The 20,947-nt window shown below is 45.1% G+C and carries 15 protein-coding genes; 4 read left to right on the forward strand and 11 right to left on the reverse strand.

Going from position 1 to position 20,947, the window contains the following annotated elements; genetic code table 11:
• Positions 1-965: 965 nt before the first annotated feature.
• Genes B5G09_RS11110 through B5G09_RS11125 form a run of 4 tightly spaced genes read left to right on the forward strand, consistent with a single transcriptional unit; the run spans position 966 to position 7,204 of the window.
• A complete protein-coding gene (locus tag B5G09_RS11110; RefSeq protein ID WP_087405197.1) occupies positions 966-2,165 on the forward strand; it encodes a hypothetical protein in 1,200 nt (399 codons plus the stop codon).
• Entirely contained in the window at positions 2,155-2,712 is a 558-nt protein-coding gene (locus B5G09_RS11115; RefSeq protein WP_087405198.1) for a hypothetical protein, read from the forward strand. Before B5G09_RS11110 ends, B5G09_RS11115 begins: the two co-directional genes overlap by 11 nt.
• Positions 2,696-6,346 carry an ATP-binding protein gene (locus B5G09_RS11120; protein ID WP_087405199.1) on the forward strand — a complete coding sequence of 1,217 codons (3,651 nt, stop codon included), beginning with the start codon at positions 2,696-2,698 and terminating at the stop codon, positions 6,344-6,346. The genes B5G09_RS11115 and B5G09_RS11120 overlap by 17 nt, the downstream gene beginning before the upstream one ends.
• Positions 6,347-6,355: 9 nt before the next feature.
• On the forward strand, positions 6,356-7,204 hold the full coding sequence (locus B5G09_RS11125) for a hypothetical protein (RefSeq protein ID WP_087405200.1): 849 nt from the start codon (positions 6,356-6,358) through the stop codon (positions 7,202-7,204).
• Between the two features lie 74 nt (positions 7,205-7,278).
• On the opposite strand, the gene B5G09_RS11130 is transcribed toward B5G09_RS11125, so the two are convergent.
• The 11 genes from B5G09_RS11130 to B5G09_RS11175 all read right to left on the reverse strand — a co-directional run bounded on the left by B5G09_RS11130 (position 7,279) and on the right by B5G09_RS11175 (position 20,866).
• Entirely contained in the window at positions 7,279-7,920 is a 642-nt protein-coding gene (locus B5G09_RS11130) for a GIY-YIG nuclease family protein (protein ID WP_087405221.1), read from the reverse strand.
• A gap of 76 nt (positions 7,921-7,996) precedes the next feature.
• Complete coding sequence (locus B5G09_RS11135) at positions 7,997-10,747, reverse strand: AAA domain-containing protein (protein WP_087405201.1); 2,751 nt, start codon at positions 10,745-10,747, stop codon at positions 7,997-7,999.
• A 21-nt stretch (positions 10,748-10,768) separates the two neighbouring features.
• The gene (locus tag B5G09_RS11140) at positions 10,769-11,326 is read right to left on the reverse strand and encodes a flavin reductase family protein (protein WP_087405202.1); all 558 of its coding nucleotides are present in this window, start codon (positions 11,324-11,326) and stop codon (positions 10,769-10,771) included.
• A gap of 450 nt (positions 11,327-11,776) precedes the next feature.
• Positions 11,777-12,814 carry a hypothetical protein gene (locus B5G09_RS13955; RefSeq protein WP_143256541.1) on the reverse strand — a complete coding sequence of 346 codons (1,038 nt, stop codon included), beginning with the start codon at positions 12,812-12,814 and terminating at the stop codon, positions 11,777-11,779.
• 344 nt (positions 12,815-13,158) lie between these two features.
• Entirely contained in the window at positions 13,159-14,433 is a 1,275-nt protein-coding gene (locus B5G09_RS11145) for a type II toxin-antitoxin system HipA family toxin (protein WP_087405203.1), read from the reverse strand.
• Positions 14,427-14,777, reverse strand: coding sequence for a helix-turn-helix transcriptional regulator (locus B5G09_RS11150; protein WP_087405204.1), 351 nt, complete (start codon positions 14,775-14,777; stop codon positions 14,427-14,429). The genes B5G09_RS11145 and B5G09_RS11150 overlap by 7 nt, the downstream gene beginning before the upstream one ends.
• Before the next feature lie 196 nt (positions 14,778-14,973).
• A complete protein-coding gene (locus B5G09_RS11155; RefSeq protein WP_143256542.1) occupies positions 14,974-16,947 on the reverse strand; it encodes a hypothetical protein in 1,974 nt (657 codons plus the stop codon).
• 1 nt (position 16,948) lies between these two features.
• On the reverse strand, positions 16,949-17,752 hold the full coding sequence (locus B5G09_RS11160; protein ID WP_143256543.1) for a hypothetical protein: 804 nt from the start codon (positions 17,750-17,752) through the stop codon (positions 16,949-16,951).
• 7 nt (positions 17,753-17,759) lie between these two features.
• Complete coding sequence (locus tag B5G09_RS11165) at positions 17,760-18,650, reverse strand: hypothetical protein (RefSeq protein ID WP_087405207.1); 891 nt, start codon at positions 18,648-18,650, stop codon at positions 17,760-17,762.
• 7 nt (positions 18,651-18,657) lie between these two features.
• Positions 18,658-19,581, reverse strand: a complete 924-nt coding sequence (locus B5G09_RS11170) for a hypothetical protein (RefSeq protein ID WP_087405208.1) — start codon at positions 19,579-19,581, stop codon at positions 18,658-18,660.
• Between the two features lies 1 nt (position 19,582).
• The gene (locus tag B5G09_RS11175; protein WP_087405209.1) at positions 19,583-20,866 is read right to left on the reverse strand and encodes a metallophosphoesterase; all 1,284 of its coding nucleotides are present in this window, start codon (positions 20,864-20,866) and stop codon (positions 19,583-19,585) included.
• Between the last annotated feature and the right edge of the window lie 81 nt (positions 20,867-20,947).

Consider the following 20,947-nt stretch of genomic DNA (forward strand, 5'->3'; position numbering starts at 1 on the left):
TGGGACAATAATTTATTGTCTCATTTTTGTTTATATTAAAAGACATGTATTGTAGATAATTATATGATATCACCATCTCAATATTCCTTTCTTGAACGGAAACAACTGTATTATTAACTTATTCTTGCACTAATGATTTAATTTTTTCTTAGTTGAATTACATTCATAATATTCGTTCTACCTTTATGTGATTTTATCCAGTGGTATAGATTTGTATAATGCACAAACTAATTTTCTGGGTGGATAGATGCTGTTAAAGGAGTAACATGCTATTTTTGTCGCCCTTTTATGGTTTGATTATTCTGAAATATGTAAGTGCAGGTAGGGAATTCTATTTCACAGGCGCCTTGTCCTTTTCGGAATTGGATCACAGAAAAAGATTCCATAAGAAGTAAGTAGGGATAGTGGATTTTCGTGCGATTCCTAAGTGCCAGAGGAGAAAGTCCCTCCGGCTCTTATGATTCGGATATGAAAGGCATTGGGGGCAATAGAATGGAGCATTGGCTATTTTGAAATATGAGAGCAGTCATATTAATAGCTGTTCTGGAGGAATGCCCTGCTGTTTCTGTAAGATTCATGACCAAGAACGACATCGACCGCTGCCCGCTGTGCGGCGTTGCACTCAACGAGGAGGGTGTATGTCCGAAGTGCGGTATCGCAAGAAGAAGTAGCCGTCACACTCTGTGGATAGGGTAGTCGGGTTCCGAAAATCGGAACCCGACTTTTTTATTCTATTGGGAACCTCTAAATGATATATTTTGCGCAATATAGATTGTTGTTCGAATAAAAAATAGTAAATTGCATTAGAGCAACAATATGGGACGGGGTGTGTATGATCAAGGCCTCTTCTTGGGCGATAAGGCGATCATTGGGATGGTCTTTGAAAAATCGGGTTTTTCAGAGATCTATTCGCCGGTCAAATACGCAATAGTGAAAGTAAATATGTCAATCTCAGAGTTGTAGATATGGATGTCCTGACGCATTTTAGGAGCATAGAGGAGTTGACCAAAACGCTCTCACGTGAGCAAGGGCTGCTCAGTGAGATGTTTGAGAAACGGAAACTCATGAGGTTTCCGGTCGCACTTGCTATTGACCTTGTCGGAGGGAATGAAGCCAGGCTGCGGAAGTTGATTGACTATGGCGTGCTGGTGGAAGCTGGCAACATGGTAGAGATTGAGAGTGACTACCTGAACTTTTTCGAGGAGGTACTGAATGTCAACGAGGAGATCAGCGTGCTGAGTGTACAGGAGTGTATCAATACGTTGAAGGAGAATATCGGCTATTTTCTGCAGGAGACCAATCCCAGCCGTAAAGCGGGGTATCAGGATAATGTCCGGCAGCTTCTCAAGAAGACCGGCTTCAGAACCTTGAAAAATGTGGTGGATTTGAAGCGTAATATGGATCATGCCTATAAGCAGGAGCCAAATTATGTCATCAAAAAGAAGAAACTGCAGAATCTGGACGAGAAGGGTCATAGCATTCGCGCCATGATACGCGAGTGTGAAAAGCTGATGGATAATGAGCATGCTTTTTTCATCATGGCCAATGACCCGCACATGGCCAAGACCTGTAGCGATGTGAAGCATGATTTTGTTGAGGCCTACCATGCACTGATGGAGATTGACCGGCAGATCATCTCTTACATCAATCAGATAGACCAGCAGAATGAACTCTACAGAAAGATCCGGAAGCTGAAATATTTGCAAGATCAGCTGCTTATCAAGAGTGAAACGAACCTTTCGAAGGTGCTGGAAGAGCGGAATCCGGTTTGGATGGAGTCCCGTCAATACAGCCGGATCCGCCTCTCCCTAGAGATGTTGCGAGGAAACGATCAGATTATCAAACTGCTGAAGCGCGTCGCCGAGCGTAATGGAATCCAGAAAACGGCAAGAACCGCGGCCGAGCCTTTGACGGATGATGATTTGCAGGACCATGTCCAACTGTTGAAAGAGGTGAATCTTGCCGAAATATGGAATGCGTTCCTGGCATCAAGCTATAATCTGTTCGATTTCATCTTGAGATACGACTATAAGGTAAAACATAATATTGAGGAGTATGCCGCAATCTTCTGTCAGCTGGTTATTCTGCATCCTGATGAATGCCGGATGACCGGAGAATATGCCATCTACCAAAACATTGAATATCCGATCATTTATGCGAAATAATACCCAAAGAATATACGAGCGTTTAAGCCGGGGTGAATTCCTCTCGGTCGACAGCATCGACGCCTCTACCCGCCATCTGTATGAGGATATAGAGGAGAACCTGGAGGATTACACGGATTATTTTCGGGAGATTGGGCTGCAACTCGAAGCGGAGAATGGTTACTTCTATTTTTCCCGAATAGGAGAGAGCAAACAGTCCATTGAGCAGAAGTTGGACAGCTTTTCCAAATGGCTGGACTATCTGGACTTTCTGAAGTGTTATAACCAGTCCTTTACGGCCGGGTATCAGTTCCGTAAGAGCCATTTGATGGAGCAGATCAGCCTGGATATCGAAATGAAGGAGAAGGCGAACCATCTCTTCAAGAAATACGGCGCTGGGTCTCTTGTCGAGATTGTGAACAAACTGCTTCAGGAGATGCAGAGTATGGGCTTTGCGGAGTGTGTCAATGAGCTTGATGAGACCTATAAGGTCACTTCGGCATTCCGCTATGTAGAGGAGTTGGTGGACATCATTCAAATTGCAAACGAAGATGAAGTACCTGAATAAAGTCATTTTTATAAATAGCGCGAATATCCCCTATGCCGAGATCGCTGTAGACGGGAATGTGCACTTTACGGGAACGCAGGGTGTGGGTAAAAGCACCGTGTTGAGAGCGCTCTTGTTTTTCTACAATGCCGACAAGCACCGTTTGGGCATTCAGCAGGGACAGAAACCGTTTGATGAATTCTATTTCCGCCAGTCGAACTCGTATATACTTTATGAAGTGATGCGTGAGAATGGCGCATATACGATCCTTGTCGGTCGCTACCAGGGGCGTGCTTCGTGGCGGTTTATTGATGCACCGTATAAGCAGGAATGGCTGATTACCGAGGACAAGCAGGTGTTGAGTGACTGGATCCGGATTCGGGAACGCATCGACAAGAATGTGGCTGTCTCCGCAAGAATCGAATCCGGTGCCATGTTCAAGGATATTATCTTCGGCAATACTCGCGATTCCAAATACGCACGTTATGCTCTGGTGCAGAGCTCGCATTATCAGAATATTCCACGAAGCATCCAGAATGTTTTTCTGAATACGAAGCTGGATGCCGACTTTGTGAAGAACACCTTGATACAATCCATGACAGAGGAGGATCTGCCGATTGACTTGCAGACCTACAGAAGACTTGTTACGGATTTCGAACGGGAGTATGATGAGATCGACTGCTGGTTCCGTCAGTCCCGTGATGGTAGTTTCCCCGTGCGTCAGCAAGCGATGAAGATTGCAGACCAGGGGCGCAAGATTATCGCGCTCGATCAGCAATTGCTGGACGTGTGGCATATGCTGAATGAAGCGGTAGCATATAGCGAACAACAGATTCCGCTTCTGGAAGAAAAAGCAAAGGAGGTAAAGAGCAGCATTGAGAAAGAACGGACCCGGGAGCGGGAATTGACGGCAGACTACGACAAAGAGAAAGCCCAGCTCAATCAGGATCTTGGTGCCAAAAAGGGTAAATTGGCAGATATAGCGAAGGCGAGAAAAGAGTTTGATGCACTGGGTATTGGCCCGATCCTCGCTCTTGCCGACCGGGAGGCCGCTATCCGGCAGGAGACGACGGATAAACAGACGCTGTTGGATGGTTTATTGAGAACCCATGCATCGATAGAGGAGAAATACAAGGTATTAAAAGGAAATCTGGAGAATGCCCGACAAGCATTTGAGAACTCCCAGAAAGAGGCATATTATAACAAGCAGGCCGAACTTCAGCAGCAGCGCGCTAAGCTGGATGAGGACCGCACCCAAAAACGGAACCGGGTCATGGAGGTTTTCAACAGCTGGAGGCATGACTCGGACGAACGGTGGCAAATGTTGCTGGCGGACCAGAATCGGGCAGAAGCTGCGCTGCGGGAGCTCCGTCAGTGGCATCCCATGGCCGATGCAATTAAGCAGGTGGATGAACAACTCCTGCAATTGAATCTGAAGGAGAGCGAGAATTCCGCCCAGCAGCGTGCGGTGAAAAGTCAGATTGAGCAGCTTGCCGCCGAGTACAAAATGCAAGAAGCGGACGTAAAGCAGACCTTTCAACGTGAGCGGGAACATCTTGAGGCGGATCGTTCCAAAATCCGTAAACAAGTCGCAAGGATTGATGGCTTGCTTGCTCACCTGGACGGCTCTCTTTACAAGTGGCTTTGTGAAAATACGGAAGGCTGGGAGAATACGATTGGTAAAGTCGTTGATGAGGAGCGGGTTTTATACGCAGAGGGGCTTGAGCCTCGGCTGTCCGGTGCCAGCGATGGGCTGTTCGGCATTCAGTTAAACCTGGATAATATCGACTCGGTCCATCGTACTCCCGACGAGTACAAGGTGGAGAAGAAGCGGTTGGAAGAACAGGTGCAGCAGTTAGAGCGTCAGTTGTCACAGTTGCTTGCTACTCATGAGGATGAAATAGGAAAACTCCGTAAAAAATATGCCGCGTTGATTAAACCTCTTCGCCAGTGTGCAGCCTCATTGAAGACGGAGGAGGAACAGATCCCCGGCAAACGTCAGGAATTGCAAATCCAGCGGCATAAACTGAAGATGGAGGAGCAGGAAGAGATTGATCGGGAGACCAAAGTCCGTCAACGTGCTTGCAATGAAGCAGTTTTGAAGGTACAATCGGAGAAAGAGGCCCGTGAGAAGAATGAGCTGAAGAACAAGAAAGATTTGAAGGATCTTGATTCGGCATTCGACAAGGCTTCCAAAGCTCTTGATACGGAGTTACGTGCCTTCAAAGCGTCACAAAACGAGGAGACCGCCGCGCGTAATCAGGAGTTTGCCGATCAGAAGACGCAACTTGACAAACAGCAGAACGAGGAGCTTGCCGGGAAAGGCGTTGACACGCATCTGCTTGAGCAATATCGTAAGGAGCTGGACGAATTGCAGGGACTGTTAAGAAGGATTGATAAAGAACGACCGATTGTTATCAAATATCGGGATGCCGAAAAAAATCTCTTTGCCGTGGAACCGGAAATCAAAGAGAGCATGAAAGCTATTGAGCGGCAGCTCTCCTCGATCCGGCAGCACTATGATGACAAACGGGAGCGTATTTTGAGGCGGTGCGCGGAGCTGGACGAGAGTCAGAAAAAACTCCTAAAGGAGCTGGAGCATAGGCGTGAGGGGCTGGAGCGTTATCATCAGATGCGCAATAACGAGCATCTGGTGCCTGACGCATATCTCACGGATGACAGGAAGATGAAGACGCAGCAGGATTGTCAGCAGCTCTTGAGCCAATTGCGGGGAGTTGTCAATCAAAAACGGGAATCAATCGAGAAGTTGAAATCCGTCGTTGTCAGCTTCAATCGGAACTTCAAGCCTCAGAATGCCTTCCACTTCAACACAATGCCGGTGACCGATGCTGATTACATGCAAATTGCGGTTGATCTGCAGGACTTCATGGACAATAACAAAATCGAGGAGTTCCGCCGACGGACGAGCGAGCATTACAAAGACATCATGGGGCGTATTTCGGCCGAGATTGGGTCCCTCATGAAGCGAAGAGCGGATGTGGATGGTGTGATACAGGATATCAACCGGGATTTCGTGGAGAAGAATTTTGCCGGAGTCATCAAGAGCATTGAGCTCCGGGCTGATGCATCGAGCGACAAGCTTATGCAGTTGCTGATCTCTATTCACGATTATACGACGGAGAATGCGCTCACCATCGGCGAGCTGAATCTTTTCTCTGACAATAACCAGGATGAAGTGAACCGTAAGGTCGTCGATTATCTGAAGAGACTGTCGCATCAGTTGCAGAACGAGCCCAATCGTGCGACGGTATCCTTGGGAGATGCTTTCCGGTTGCAGTTCCGTGTCAAAGAGAATGACAACGACACGGGCTGGGTGGAACGTATCAATAACGTGGGATCGGATGGTACGGATATTCTTGTGAAGGCGATGGTCAATATCATGCTTATCAATGTCTTTAAGAAAAAGGCGGCCAAAAAGAGTGGCGATTTCATCGTCCACTGCATGATGGATGAGATCGGGCGTCTGCATCCCAACAATATAAAGGGGATTCTGCAGTTCGCCAACTCTCGCAATATCTATCTTATCAATAGTTCGCCTACGTCGTATAATCCTTACGACTATCGCTATACATACCTCCTCAGTAAGCATGGCGTGAAGACGAGGGTCGAGAAGTTGTTGCAACGAATCAATTAGTCGGATGATATGGCGATAAATGCATCTATACAAGCATTGTTGGCCGGTGAACAAGTTGCAGGTTCGAAGCTAAACAGCCGGCTGCTTGACGAACTGCTGGCGGAAGGTCTGCTATTGGTCCAGCCACGCGGTTCAAGAAAATCGTATCGGGCTCGTGATCCGGAGGCCCTTAAACGGTTTCTCATAGACCGGGATGAACGCTATCGAATCCTCGAAGTGGATCAACCGAATTCCCGAGCTTCGATGGCCGCGGAAACCGGAAACTCCAAACTCGTTATGGTTCGTTCCTGCCCGGGGTTCCCGGTGAACAGCTATGAACCGATTGCGTATCTTCTTGACGGAAAGCCATTTGTGGTAAATCCGCAGGAGGGAAGCTTCCTCTTTGTCTCCGATTGGGAGCGATTTGCAATTCCGGAGGATGTGGTGGTGATTGGTGTCGAGAATATGGAGAACTTCCGGATGATTCGTCAGCAACGAGTATTCTTTGAACAATATCTTCGGGCGCACGATCTCTCAACCCGCGTGCTCTTTGTCTCCCGATATCCGCAATCCACGGATCTAAGGAGATGGCTATGCACCATCCCGAATCATTATCTGCATTTTGGCGATTTTGATCTGGCAGGGATAAATATATTCCTGGTTGATTTTCAGCAGTATTTGGGGAAAGAGCGTTCTTCGTATTTGATCCCGGACGATGTGGAGTCGCGCCTGAAATCGGGCTCCAGGAAAAGATACGATGAACAGTATAGCCGATTTATGAGTATTAAATCCGAGGTACCTGAATTGCAACACTTGATAGATTTAATCCATCGAGAGCGGAAGGCCTACGACCAAGAGGGGTACATCTGTGAGAATTAACCCTCTTAATCTCTGACAATAGGTCTTTTGTTTGAAGATTGACTTCAAATCGAAAAACGTCCCGTCGCTCAGTGCTATTCCTCGTGTTCGCAACGGGCTCGGAGGTCGCTCAATAGCTCGCCTTTATAGGTGAAATACTTTGCTCCTTGATATGCCCCCGAAGCATTGCGACGCTCCTCGGGCATAAAGGTTCCCACGAAGGGCGAGAGTTTGTAGAGGCGTCCTTTGTATTCGATGTGATCGTCGTCCGCGACTGTTACTTCAATTCCAGTCGGCACGAAAACCAGGGTTGCTCCAATCGGAATATGAACCATGCTGAACTTGAAGCGAGCTCGTTTCTTCCCGTTCTCGGTGGGCTCCTCCGGCTCCGCTTTCTTATTCCTAAGATGAACTTCATCAATCTCGGCATCGTCGAGCGTGGTCGATATGTCGCGCAGGATGTCCAACGCTTTAGCAGGAGGTACGTTGAAGAATTCCCGATTCTGGCGAATCCGCAAATCGGTCAGTCGGTCGATGGTCTTGTGAATCAACTTCTCGACCTCCTCGTATTTCGAGGTTTTGAGTGTTGCATAAATCTCGAACGGCATAGGCACGGCCGTGTTGTCCAACTCTTTCGAACGAACATCTACCGGGCGGGAACTCTTGCCGATTTTCACCCAATCCTCCTTAAAGCTCGGATTGGTCAGAATGTATACGTATCCTGCTTCTTTTTTCATTGGGAGCGTGTTAATATACAAAGATAGTAATTTCGACTGGATTGGACGGATTTTTAACCATAAATTCCTCCAGCCGCTATCTCTGTAAGAGCTCGGTTAATTGCGTGTGGATCTTGGTCTCTTCGTCGGTGCCCGTGGTTGAGAGGCGCAGCAGCGGCAGGCTGTAGCGGTCGAGGATGCAATCCTTCATCCGGTCGCGTTCGGATTGACGGGTTCCTTGTTTGTGGAATTGGTAGCCATCGGTCTCAATAGCCAGGACGGGGCGTTTGCTCACCCGGTTGTAGATCAGGAAGTCGAGGTGCGTGGCGCCGTTCGAGGCATAGCGGCGCTCCTCGTCGTCGAGAAGCGTCCAGTCGCGGATCAGCTGTCGCAGTGGTTGGTGGCAGAGGACGCCCAGATGCCGGAATGCCGGGTCGGCCTCCAACACCCGCTCCAGCAGGGCATAGGTCAGATTCTCGGAGTCGAACTCCGAGATCCGGCGGTGCCGCTTGAGGAACTCCCGCCGAGCTTCGGCGTAGGGTTCGTAGAGCAGGTCGAATACCGAATGGATGGCGCTCTCCGTGATCTTGCCGCCGTTATAGTCGATGTAGGCCAGCAGGTCGGCGATGTTGTGGCTGTCGGGCTGTTCGTTGCTCGAGGTGACGAGCGTGAATTGCCGTTTGGCCCGCGATACGGCGACGTTCAACAGATTGGGATCGTCCGTGAAGGCGGTAATCTGATCGTCGACGGTCGACAGGATGATGGCCTCCTTTTCCCGTCCCTGGAATTTGTGGACCGTGGCCACGTCAATGCCTCCGCCCAGCTCACGATGGAGCGCATTGACCTGCTCGTTGTAGGGGGAGATAATGCCGATTTCGGCCTGCTCGCAGGGAAGTGACGGCAGCACCTCGCGCCGGATCGTCTCGATCTCGCGGGGATTGAACGCTCCCCGCGCGTGATGCCCCGGGACGGTCCGCCACGCCGTGATGACGTCGGGTTCGCCGCGATCCTCGGTCATGATCAGTAGGCGCCCGTCGTAGAAGCGCTGATTGCAGAAGTTGATGATCTTCGGATGGCAGCGGTAGTGTTCGCGCAGCAGCGTCTGAGGCGCTTCGGGAAAGACCCGGCAGACGGACTCCAGAAAACTCAGCGCGGCGCAGTCGTAGTGGGGATCGATCGCGTGTTTGGCGGCGATGGCCTGCATGCGGAGCCGGTCGGCATCCGTGATGACATTGGGCAGCTGCATCGAGTCGCCGACAATCACCGCATTGCGGGCGCACATCAACGCCAGCGCCCCTGTTTCGGATGACACCTGCGAGGCTTCGTCCATGATCACGTAGTCGAACAGCGTCTCCGCCCGGAAATTCGACTGCGAGGAGAAGGTCGTGCTCAACACGACAGGGTACTCCTTGAGCAGCTCGGGGGTGATGTGCTGGAAGATCGGTCGCTTGTGTCCCTTGCCATAGCGAGCGGCCAGTCGGCTGCGCAGGTAACGCATTGAGTCGTCGCTCAGCCGGGCCACCATCGCCGGAGCGTCCGACGTGGCAAGTTGCTTTTCAATCCGGTCGATCTCTGCCGTGAGTTCCTCCTGTCGGACCTGGTAATAACTGCGCTGGAGGAGGGGGATCAACCGCTGGAGATCCTGCCGCTCCGGGTGGCGGGGAAATCCGTCGAAGAGGCGGCGGATCCGGCGTTTGAGCAAAAACCATCGGACCGCGTCGCGCCATCGGTCGAAGAGTCCGTTCGGCTGCCATTCGACGGCGGCCTGCAATTCGTTCCATAGTATCAGCAGCCGGGCCGACGGCATCTGCCGGCGAAGTGTGACGGAGAAGTCGACCGTTGTCTCCTGCTCGAAATGGAGCTGTTCGGTTTGGAGTCCCGACAACTCTTGTCGGGCGCGAGCCAGCCGTTCCTGCCGTTCGAAAATCGTCTGCAATTCGGCCTCGGACTGGATGGTGCGGAGGAACTCCGGAGAGTCGGTTTCGGCCGAATACCACGAGTCGATCTCGGTCGGGATGGACTTCTCGATGGCCTGTGTTTCGACGAAGGCTGTCTTTCGCTCACGGCTGCCCAGCAGGGCGGTGAGAAATCCCAGCCCCTGCTTCTCCAGCTTCTCGACCACATTTTCGATGGCCGAATTGTTGTTCGAGACGACCAGCCCGGTCTTCTCCTGCACCACAAGGTTGGCCACGATGTTGAGGATCGTCTGCGTCTTGCCGGTTCCCGGAGGGCCCTGGATGATGCTGATCTGATTCCCGAAGGCTGCCTGGATGGCTCTCTGCTGGCTGGCGTTGCACCCAAAGGGGTAGATGAGCGGCGGCACCGGGAATTGTCGGAGCGAGTCCTTGCCGGGATTCAGGTAGAGGGCCGCCGCCGAACGGTCGGAGACGAAGTCGATCTTCTGATACTGCAACAGCAGCAGTTTCTGCCCGTCGTCGGTCTTCAGAGGGTTGAGTTCCGCCACATCGCGCAGATAGGCGAAGCGATCTTGTGCGGGCGGCTCCTCCAGGCACGACCGAACGAGTTCGACCTCCGATCCCTTGTAGTGGGCTCCGGTGCCATTGGCGTATTCCACATACCAGAATCGCCGCGAGCCTTGTTGGAAAGCGGCGATGTGGGAGAGAGGCTCTATCCGGCGGCCTTGGTGGAGCAGATGGCAATGCTGCGGATCGAATACCACGGGATCCTTCAGCCATAGCACTTTGCTCGGGACATAGGAGTAGGTCTTCGGGAAATGGCAGAAAATGACATGGCAGCGGTTGGGCATTGAGGTGAACCAACAGCGTTCGACGGAGTCGGTTTTATCCTCTCCGTCGATGATAATCCGATTTTCCCGAGGATCGTACATCCTGAATAGCGGTAGATCTCGCTATTTTAGTTTCTTGCCGCAGGAGAAGGCCTTGTCGACCGTAGCCCCTAATTCGATATATTCGAGATGAATGGGGTCGAAGCTGATCGGGCGCAACTTGCGCAGGTCGATTTGTCCGTCGGTCAGAATGCTTTCGTCGGCTGAGATGTTGACGATACGTCCTGTCAGATGGCAGCTTGCGGGGTCATAGGAGAGTAGTTCGCACTCGAGTGTCATGGGCAGTTCGTCGATCATCGGGGCATTGACGTGTGCCGAAGGAGTAGCATGAAATCCAGCCCGGGCAAATTTGTCGGGGACTTTATTCCCGGAGACGATACCCGCATAGTCGCAGGCTGTCACTTGATCGACCGTAGCCATGCTGACAGTGAAGGCACGTGTCGCAAGGATATTTTTCGTGGTTTTATGCCCGGCGGAGAGACAGATTCCGATTGTCTCATCGGTAAACATGCCACCCCAGGCGGCATTCATGACATTGGGCACACCTTGCTCGTCGTAGGCTGCCACGATCAGCACGGGCATCGGGTAGAGCCAACTCTTCGATCCAAAGTTTTTCTTCATATTGCTTTGTGAAATTAGTCCGTAAATTTTACGAAAATTACAAGAATTTAACGACTCGACAAAATTCGAATCTTGATTTGATACGGATGTTACGAAGTTATTTCCCTAGAAACAAGCGACTCATGGATATTGTTGGCAGATATATTAAAAAATGGTTGAAGCTATTTTGTTAAGGTTGTCTCATTTGTTTTCGATGCACTATCAAATGCCTATTGACTATCAATAGTTTACGTCTTAAAAGATAGGAATCTTAAAAATTTACTTGTTTTTCGCAAAAAATCGAAGATTTAACGTTTTTTTCATCGGTGCCCTCCGAACAGAGGGAAAAGAGGCAAAAACAGCCCTTTCGGGCCCCGACCGACCCCGTCTGCAAAGACAAGGCATGTCGGGGTTTATTTCGCCTAAGCAAATGTCTTCCTTTGTTTTTATTTTTATATATTTATTACTTTTCTATGATTCTAAATCTAGAATTGAAAGGGCTTTTGAAATGCCACTTAAAAGAGCTGATGGGGTTTTACCCCATATGTTAATTTGTCCATCTTCCGGAATCACTCCGAAGCTGAGCCCTTCTTTTTCCAATAGCTCGTTACAAAATCTGACAAACTCTTTTTGTCGTTCTACTTGAGAACTTGACAAGCGAACAACATTTTGATTTACAGATCGTCCACCGTAAAATAAATTATCTAAAAGGATAAGTAAATCTGGCTCACATCCTTTTAGAAATGAAAAGGTTTTAGATGGTTTTTGTATTGCAGTAAGTAAATCATTAAATTTAAGAGTTCTTATAGACTCATTAGCTGCTTCTTCATTTAGTATAGAGATAAAATTATTAACTTTGGGACGGTATCGGTTAAAAATATTAAGGTATTGTTCTAGCTCATCGTACGTTGCGGCTTCCGACATTTGATTGGACAAATCATGATTGAGTTGTCTTAAAGAATCGCATAATTCATCCATCCGTTCTCCAAAATTGATAAAATCAAAATGATGTTCTTGATCCTTATTCGCAGTCAAGTCTTTTTGAATAGGATAACGCATAACCATTGAATCAGGATCAAAATCATTAATTGTATGAATGTAATGATCTATCGCTTTAAGGTCTACTGAACTCCCTACATGCTTTTTCCCTCTATTTAGCGATGGCCGTAATTGAGCCCAGAGATTCTGCAAATTGTGACCCAAGTTTAGATAACTACTTCTGGCTTCATTTGTCTGTTCTCCGTAATTGAAGAATGATAGTTTTAAATATGTTTCTACAGAATGTCTGTAATTAAAGAATAATGGATATATAAGAGTATCTATTACGGCAAAATCATAACATTTATCTTTCATATGTTCAAGTAGAATTTTTGCGCCTTCCCAATATCCATCTGATATAGTGGAAAAAGAGAATGCTCCACTTCCCTCCCATCCGAAGTGTGAGAATGGCTTTCTTTCATGGATCTCTTTGTCGTTGAGTTCTCGCATGATTACATCTGTCTCTTTCATTGTTTAGTAGAATAAGTTGTTTAATAATTGGTTGTGTAAAATAAATCAGTTTTTGTAATCGGCACAATGTTTTTTTGTGACGTATATGTGAATAAATGTAGTGATAATATTGTTTGTTATAATGCCAATTTTCAGGGCAATATGTGAGTTTATATGTTTTTTGTTCTTAATACGGTTTATTAGGAATATATTTATCATATTTTACAGCCAAAAGAGAAAAACAGTTGAACCCATTTTTCATGGCGCAGCCATCTCTTTTCTTCTCTTATTTTGACTTTACTTTAATGAACGTATATTAAATACGGGGATAAAGTAAAGTTACGACAACCCGTCGAACCATACCATCAGAAGAAAACCATATTCGGTCGGATCTCCTCGATCATCTTTTGCGGCACTTCGCACTCACGGGCGATCTCCGGCCACATGGATGCCGCCTGGCAAACTTCGTCGATGATCCTTGCGGCATTCTTGATGTTGTTCTTGGCTGCACATTCGAGCAGGTCGTCTTTGGTGATGCCGCTGAATTTGCCGTTTATCGACATCTGGTGGACCGAGGTCCACTGGCCGTCGGGATTGTAGGCGTAGCCCATGTCGTAGGCCGGAGAAAGGCGCCATCTCCCGCCTCTGTCCATCAGGAACGAGATGTTCTTCGTGTGGTCGTCCTGGTTGCGCACCACGACATTGAACACCATTCTGCGGAACATCTCCTGTGCCTCCTTGTAGGTGAGCCGCAGACCGCGCATCACAGCGAACGCCTGTTCGTAGGAGTAGGCCCTGAGGAGTCGGTAATCGAAGTGCGCGATACCGCAGAGTGTCTGCATGTGCACCTTTGCACCGTTTATCCGGTCGAACCGTTTCGTCAGGAAATGCGCTCTCCCATTCTCTTCAATCAGCGAGCATTCTGTCATTTCGATGCCGCATTCCCTCACAAGACGCGAGAAGGAGTACTCCAGTCGGCCGAAGTTTTCAGTCTCTCTGAATCCGGCAGTGGCGGATACGCCGTCCAGCTTGATGAGGTAGTAGTCGAATCCGGCGGGAGCCTCTACCTGTCCCGAACGGATCTCTCCGGTGGCTTTGTTAAAGGCAATGATTGCCTTGGCCCGTTGTCCACCGACTGAAGTGCCGAGGCGCAGAATCTCCGCAATGGCCGCCTTCTTGTCGGAGCTGATGTTCACATTGAAACTTGATTTGTCGGCAAGGGCTTCTCTGGCTACATCCACCAGAGAATCGACCTCTATCCGGATATCCGTATCGACTGCGTCGATGGCCGGCTCGAATTCAAGGGCCCCCATGCAGCGTTTGCCCAGAAAACAAAGCGTCTCAATCGCATTGCCGCTGGTTCGGCCCGTCAAGGCCAGCCATTTCTCAAAAAGGGCACGGCCGTATGTATCCGGCAGGGAGTCCGCCAGCATCCCGGGCAGGCCTTTGAAGGTCGTTTTGTCGAGCTCCCCGAAACTGTATACACGGCCTTCCCTTACGGGCATCATCAGTGGCGAAGGCTCTATGCCCTGTCGCACAAAGTCCGGATCGTATTCGAACTGTGCGACTCCATATCTTTGATCCCAGCGCACCGAACCTATGGGCTGGCCGTATAGATTGACACGAGCTACGTCTACCATTCCGATTCCTCCTTATTCTCTTTTGTGTAACCTTTGGATGCCCGCTTGCGCTTTGGCTTGTTTGCTTTGCTGGCCAACTCGTAGTATTCGTTCGGGCTCAACTGCTCTTCCTCGACGAGCGGAATGAGGATGTCGAGCTTGCCAAGGGTGCGCAGGACGCGGATCAGCGACTCGAAGTTCTTCACCTCCCCGTCCTCCATGCGTTTTATGGTGGAGATGGAGACACCGCTCTTGTTCGCCAGTTCGGCTTGCGACATATTCTGCTTCAGGCGTACCGTTTTTATTTTGGCGGCAATCCTGTTGCAAAGCTCGGTGTCTGTCAGTATGTATATATTGTCCAACATCTCAAATTTGGTATCTGTTGTAGCAAATATAATAATAAAAGTTCATAAATGAGACTTTATTAGGAGTAATTTAGGTGGAGGTCAATTTATATGCCGAGAAACTTGTTGGTGTATTTGGCTCGGAAAAATATTTTGCAGCAAAGGAAAAATGGCTGGGGCCATTTTCATGGCGCAGCCATTTCTTGTCTTCCCGTTATTAAACTTTCTGCCAAATATTTTCGAGGGTGTCATTTAATTCTTTCTCTGGAGTGAAGTCGGACAGAATCCTTTTTTTATATCCAGATGATTTAAAATATTTGACGGTACCTTTTCTTAATTTTTTACACTTATCCCATTCATTGAACAAACGTAATTTTGCTGTATATGGTTCTATTTTATCCCAAAGATTAGATGGAAATTTGTCTGTTGCAAGAGCTCTATGTAATGGATAAAATGATCGTTTTATAAATTGCAAGCCATTCTCGTCAGCCCAATTATGTCCAAGAATAAATAAGAACGTAAAGTAAGAGAGTGTTTCGTATTGTTTACACTGATATAAAGTACGCCATACGTAGCTTCCTGAATTCTGAACTAAACGATCTGTGGGAATAATATAGCTGACCAAAAAATGAGCAACAGGCAGAGTAAGAGTCTCTTGATTTTTCAACCATATCAATACTTCTGAGGCTTTTTCTGTGCAATATTGTTCTATTAAAGGTTTTAGATGATATGACACGGAATGATTGAGATACTCCATTACTTCAAATGTAATGTTTGGAACTTTACTTACAAAGCAATTCATTAGGTTCTTATCAATCTCATGATTCCGATATAGAACTATTGTGAATAATCTTCCCCACGCATCAAAATTCATAAAGCTGTGTTTTCTAAACACATCATAGACCACAATAAAATGTTCTTCAGGCAAATCTATCCAGAAACTATATTGCAATATATTTGGGTTGGTCATTACCAATGACATAAATACAGCCCAATAATTAAATGCGAGATAGTTATAATCTTCTGGATGTAAGTACGTATCAGAATTTTTTATGATATATTCACCAACGGCATTTATATTGTCGGCATCTAATAAAGATGACAGAAATTTTGCATACTCATCGAGCCCCTGATTTGTCTTGAAGGATATAATTCTTTGATTATAATCGATATTTTCAAAATTTAGAAAATTATCAGTCGCTATTGTGGCTAAATCTTTCAAGACAATAGACTCTGGAGAAAAAAGGTTGGAAATATTTTTTTTGCAAAAAGTTAATTTCACATTTTCACCCTCAGATGTTGAGGGAAAAGTGTTAACCATTAATTTTAATATGGTAGAAAATGATGGAGTATTCCCAACCTGAGCTATAGCATCATCTAGATATTTAAGTAGTAACCCTATTACGCACAATTTTGAATAGCTATTCTCGATATCATGGGAAAAGAGTCTTAATACCTCGCTCGTGTCGGAATCTTTTTGGGCCATTGTCTTACATATAGACTTAATCCCATCACAAACATTGTCAAAGGCCATCGCAGATTCCTTGACTACAGAGGCGAGACTTGTTTTCCCATATGTAGCAAATTGCAGATTGTATGTAGTATTACTATATTTTCGACCATAAGCTGAACCAGAGCACATGAATATGTTCTTTAAGAATCCTAGAGGAAGATATTGCAACAGAAGCAATATTAGGTTTTGATAATAAGCAGATTCTTGCTCTACACGGTAAAGCATTATGGTATTCATATTTTGCTTCACTAGGTTATCATATAACCATATCAATACCTCTTTCTGAAATATGTTGTCTATATTCTGATGAGAATCTCGAGTGTAATTTATAGCTTCAGAATAAGATGTGTAATTTCCCTTTGCTGGCCTTTTAAACAAACTGGTCAATAATCTAAAATCAAACTTTTCGTCAAGGTTCGTCAAGTCAAGAATCAATGAATGAGTCCACACACACCCTGGTCGTTCCATATCATCGGCATACCAACTTTTAGCAACCACATAATGTTTGCCGTCTGATAAAGGATACGTGGTAATGTATGAATTATCCTTGTTGTCTGAATATTCAGACCAATCACTAAGCATTTTCATCTTATCATCGTCTTGTGCAGACAATGGATAAGACGATGCCAATCTATTATGTCCTTGGTTATACCCGTGAAGAGCTTGATGTATAATCATATTAGTCCGAAATTAGAAAGTTGAGAGGCAAGGTCAAATCGTAAGATTGCTTACCTTCATAATCAACTATAAACGCTCGTGTGCCTTTTTCTGTTTTTTCTATCAAACTATTTTTATTCTCTTTATTATATTCATCTCCCTGTGCGCTTACGCCAAAAATATATGTATTAGGGAAATAATGAGTAACGAAGTTATACAAAAAAGGGGCTCGAGATTTCAACATATCAATTGGAGTTCGGTAATAGTCCTGATATCTATCCCATGATGATAGACCTATAGCCAATCTCTTCCACGGGAAAAGAAGATGTAATTCTTTTAATAACAATACATTTTGAACGGTAGATGATATGTCTTTCAACTCAAATGCTGGCGGTTCAGCGTTCTTGTCTGCTGGTTGCTTATCTCCTCCTAGTTGCTCTTTTAAGACATCGTTGTCCCATTCGTTGATGAATAGCAGTAGAGCATCGGGTTTGTCAGACCAACTTGCAATTACGTCTGAATTCATATTAACTATAGACTCATAATCTTCTCCCGCGATATCAGGTAATGATATGGAAAACGATTTGTTATCACTAGGTCTTACCAATTTTAGATCTATATTATTGGCAAATCCTCTGGTTGTACGTTCTATTTTTTCGAGATTAAGCCAAGGGTCAATCAGTTTATTAAGATATGATAAATCGTCGGGATTCTCATCCAGCATTAGTACTTGGTTAATTACGGGATTCAGCAGTATATAAGCCAAAGCACCAATGTATGTAGATTTACCTGCAGCAGGCAGGCCTGCAATTAAACATTTTGCCATATTAGTGTTACTTTAAAATTGATTTTACCCAATCTAATTTGGAGAAATCAGTCTCTTCTGGATGCGCCTTTCTTGTATTTTCAACAATATCAAGCAATAGGACCTCGATGGTTTTACTATCAACTTGGTTTGAAATAACTTCCATGTTTTTTTCTACAGGTAACTGCAGAACGGCATTTATAGAGTTTAGAAAACGCTCTTTTTCTTGCTGATATTTTTCTTCGTTGCCCTCTGTTAAGTCCACCTTATTGAATAAGAATTGAATTTTAACGCCATTCTTGAAAGAGGACATTTCATGCATATTTTGTATTAGTTGAGAATACTGGTTTTGCATACCTAAACGACCGTCGTTTACAAGTTTTTCACAATCAACGAAGAATAGAATGCGATCTGCATTTTTAAGCAAAGTATCTTTGTCTAAATTCGCTTTCTTATTTCTATAATCATCATAATCTTCACCAGAGTGATCAGAAATAACAACCACCTTATCGCCATATTTAGGATGGGAAAGACGAAAGGTAAGTAAATGGGGTTCGCCACGTATAGTACGTTTTGTATGAGGCGTTATATCATCATATTGTAGGGATATCCTGCGAAGGTAAACTCTACGCTCAAATCCAGTCAGTGTATCCGAATCATAAAATGTGTATTCTCCTATTTTCCCTTCTGACAGGAGGCGATGATAACAAGATGCAATAAAAGAAGTTTTACCATAGCCAACGAACCCTACCAGAATTGTAATCTCGGGCTTAGTCGTAGACATCAGGCAATTAATCTTTTCATCATTTTCCAGAGCCTCACCGATGAATTTCCCAGTATTGGGCAAGTTTGTGTTATCAGGGGTGGTTGTGTTTGCAGATTGAACCGCTCCTTTAATCAGGTCTATCTTTTCGTTCATGGCAATATTAATTTCGTATGGCAATAATTTTTTCTGTTAGGAGCTCATAGTACAAATAAACTGCAAATTCCTCGATAGTAAGCATTACGTTTCCGGAGTCCACCTGATTTTTCCCTTTTATCATCGATAAAATCACGGATGTTTCACTACAATTAGCATTAAACTCACATTTAGACTGTACTAATTCCTCTATAATGTTAGATAGCTTTTTACGTGTCTTTTTTGTATTATTAAGTAATAGCCTAATAACCTTCTTTAAATCAATATTGTAAAAGCAATATGCCAAATGGTCAAACATTTTGCTTAACCCAATATAGACTTTTACAAAAGGACTCTCTATATCCTGAATCTCATCGGATGTCAGCCAATGCTCAATTCTGTATAATTCTGCTTCCTTGAGAATCAAACGAAGTGCATCAGCATCCTCTTCAGATATCTCTAGTGGAAAGTCTTCTGCCGGTATGGTTGTCCGGATATCTGTTTGTATATCTTCTGGTACAGTATCCACATCTTTTAGATATTCTGAGATGTGATATTCGTATACCTCAAGTAAGCTATCTGCATTAGGTATAGGGCGCTTCAAAGCCTTGGTTACAAGCATGTAGTTCATTAACTTACTTGCGCAAATGGCTTTATTTAGCTCATCTTCATTTTCTAATATGGTTTCTATTACTATATATTGAGCTAGTCGCACAAGTACATCATTAGTAGGAATTTCATGAAATTCCTGCTCCCGCATGGCTTCTTCAATATGTTTTTTAAATTCGTTGGGAATAATACCTGTCACAAATCCCACAACCAACTCATCTACACGTTCAAGTTCGTTTTCTATCTTGTATGTGTGACAAGCCGTGTCAAGGGTACTAATAAGTGTATCACTATATGGTATTGCCGTTGCACCATCAAGTATTTGATTCAAGTCTATATTCATATTACTCCTGATTTATTGCATCCCATAATTCTGCAAAACGTTGTTCGGACTGAATCGTATTTAAAAAATCAACACAGTTCCTATTGTGAGATTTATTCTCGTCATAAGAATAACGCATGCGTCGCATAATAGACCTTGGGTTAGTTAATTGTAAAAATTTGTATTTTACTGTTCTATCTGTTACTCCTTCTGGCAGTGCTTTTGGTTGAATTTGATGTGGATTTTCTTTAATCCAACGATTTTTATGCTTTTTGAGAGGCAAGACAAAGTTTCTTGATTCTTCGCCATTTTCTACAAACTCGTTGCTGTCATTATCATATTGTTCTACTTTCAGTTGAATATTCAGCTCATCTTCACCATTCTTACTTGTCACTTCTAACTCAAGTATGTTGTAAACAGAAAAATAACCTTCCGATTTATCTTCTTGGTCTTCCTGTGGTTGCAGTGCGCCTGAGTGGATATGAACTGCCTCATTAACATAGGAAGCTGGTTGGTGTAAATGCCCAAAAATCTGAATCTGAAATTGTTTATTAAAGCTGGCTGCAATATTTTCTTCATTAACAAGCCGAGAACTGGGATGATGCATCATTGCTATATTTATGCAGCCATCTTTATTCGCCTTAGTGTTATAACTTAATTTGGGCAGAAATAATTTATGTCCCTTTTCAAAATCATTCACATCGTCCCAGTCACAACACAAGGCGGTATTCATCGCATATAACATTACTGGGTAACTCCCTATGGTCCCCAATTGCGTCATCATATATGCTTTATCCTTCTCGTTGTCATATTGGGCGTTTTCTGCCTCGTCTAAACATTTAGTCATTAGAGGTTCACAACTTACCATTCTTACGGCAAAATCTTGATAGTCCTTAAATGGTTGATATAGAATCCTGAAATGAGTAAAATTGTTGTGCAGTAGTTCAGTAAATAATTTATCATATTCTGCCTTCTCATTAGAAAGACCTGCATGAATTAAATGTCTTATTTCTGCCTTGGGAGTATTAAAATTTTTATCGTGATTCCCTGGAACAATATATATTTCCTCTGGTTGACAACCCACAATATCGCATATATGTTCAAAAAATACATGGGCTTTATCATACTCCTCTTTAATACCCTTGTAAGCGATATCTCCACAAACTAGTATATGATCAATCTTGCCATACGCTTTTCTATAGTCTGAAAGATCTTTCTCAAGAGCACCCCTAAGGGTAGCATGTGGATCCATCTCTTCGTAAAGAGAAAGGAAATGTATGTCGGATAGTAGTAATAGTCGAAGCATATTGCTTATTTTTTATTTGGTGATCTTAGTCGCAAACATTCAATTCATTTTAATTATACTTTAATTTACGAAAATACAACA

Source organism: Alistipes sp. An54 (genome assembly GCF_002159375.1).
GTDB lineage: Bacteria > Bacteroidota > Bacteroidia > Bacteroidales > Rikenellaceae > Alistipes > Alistipes megaguti.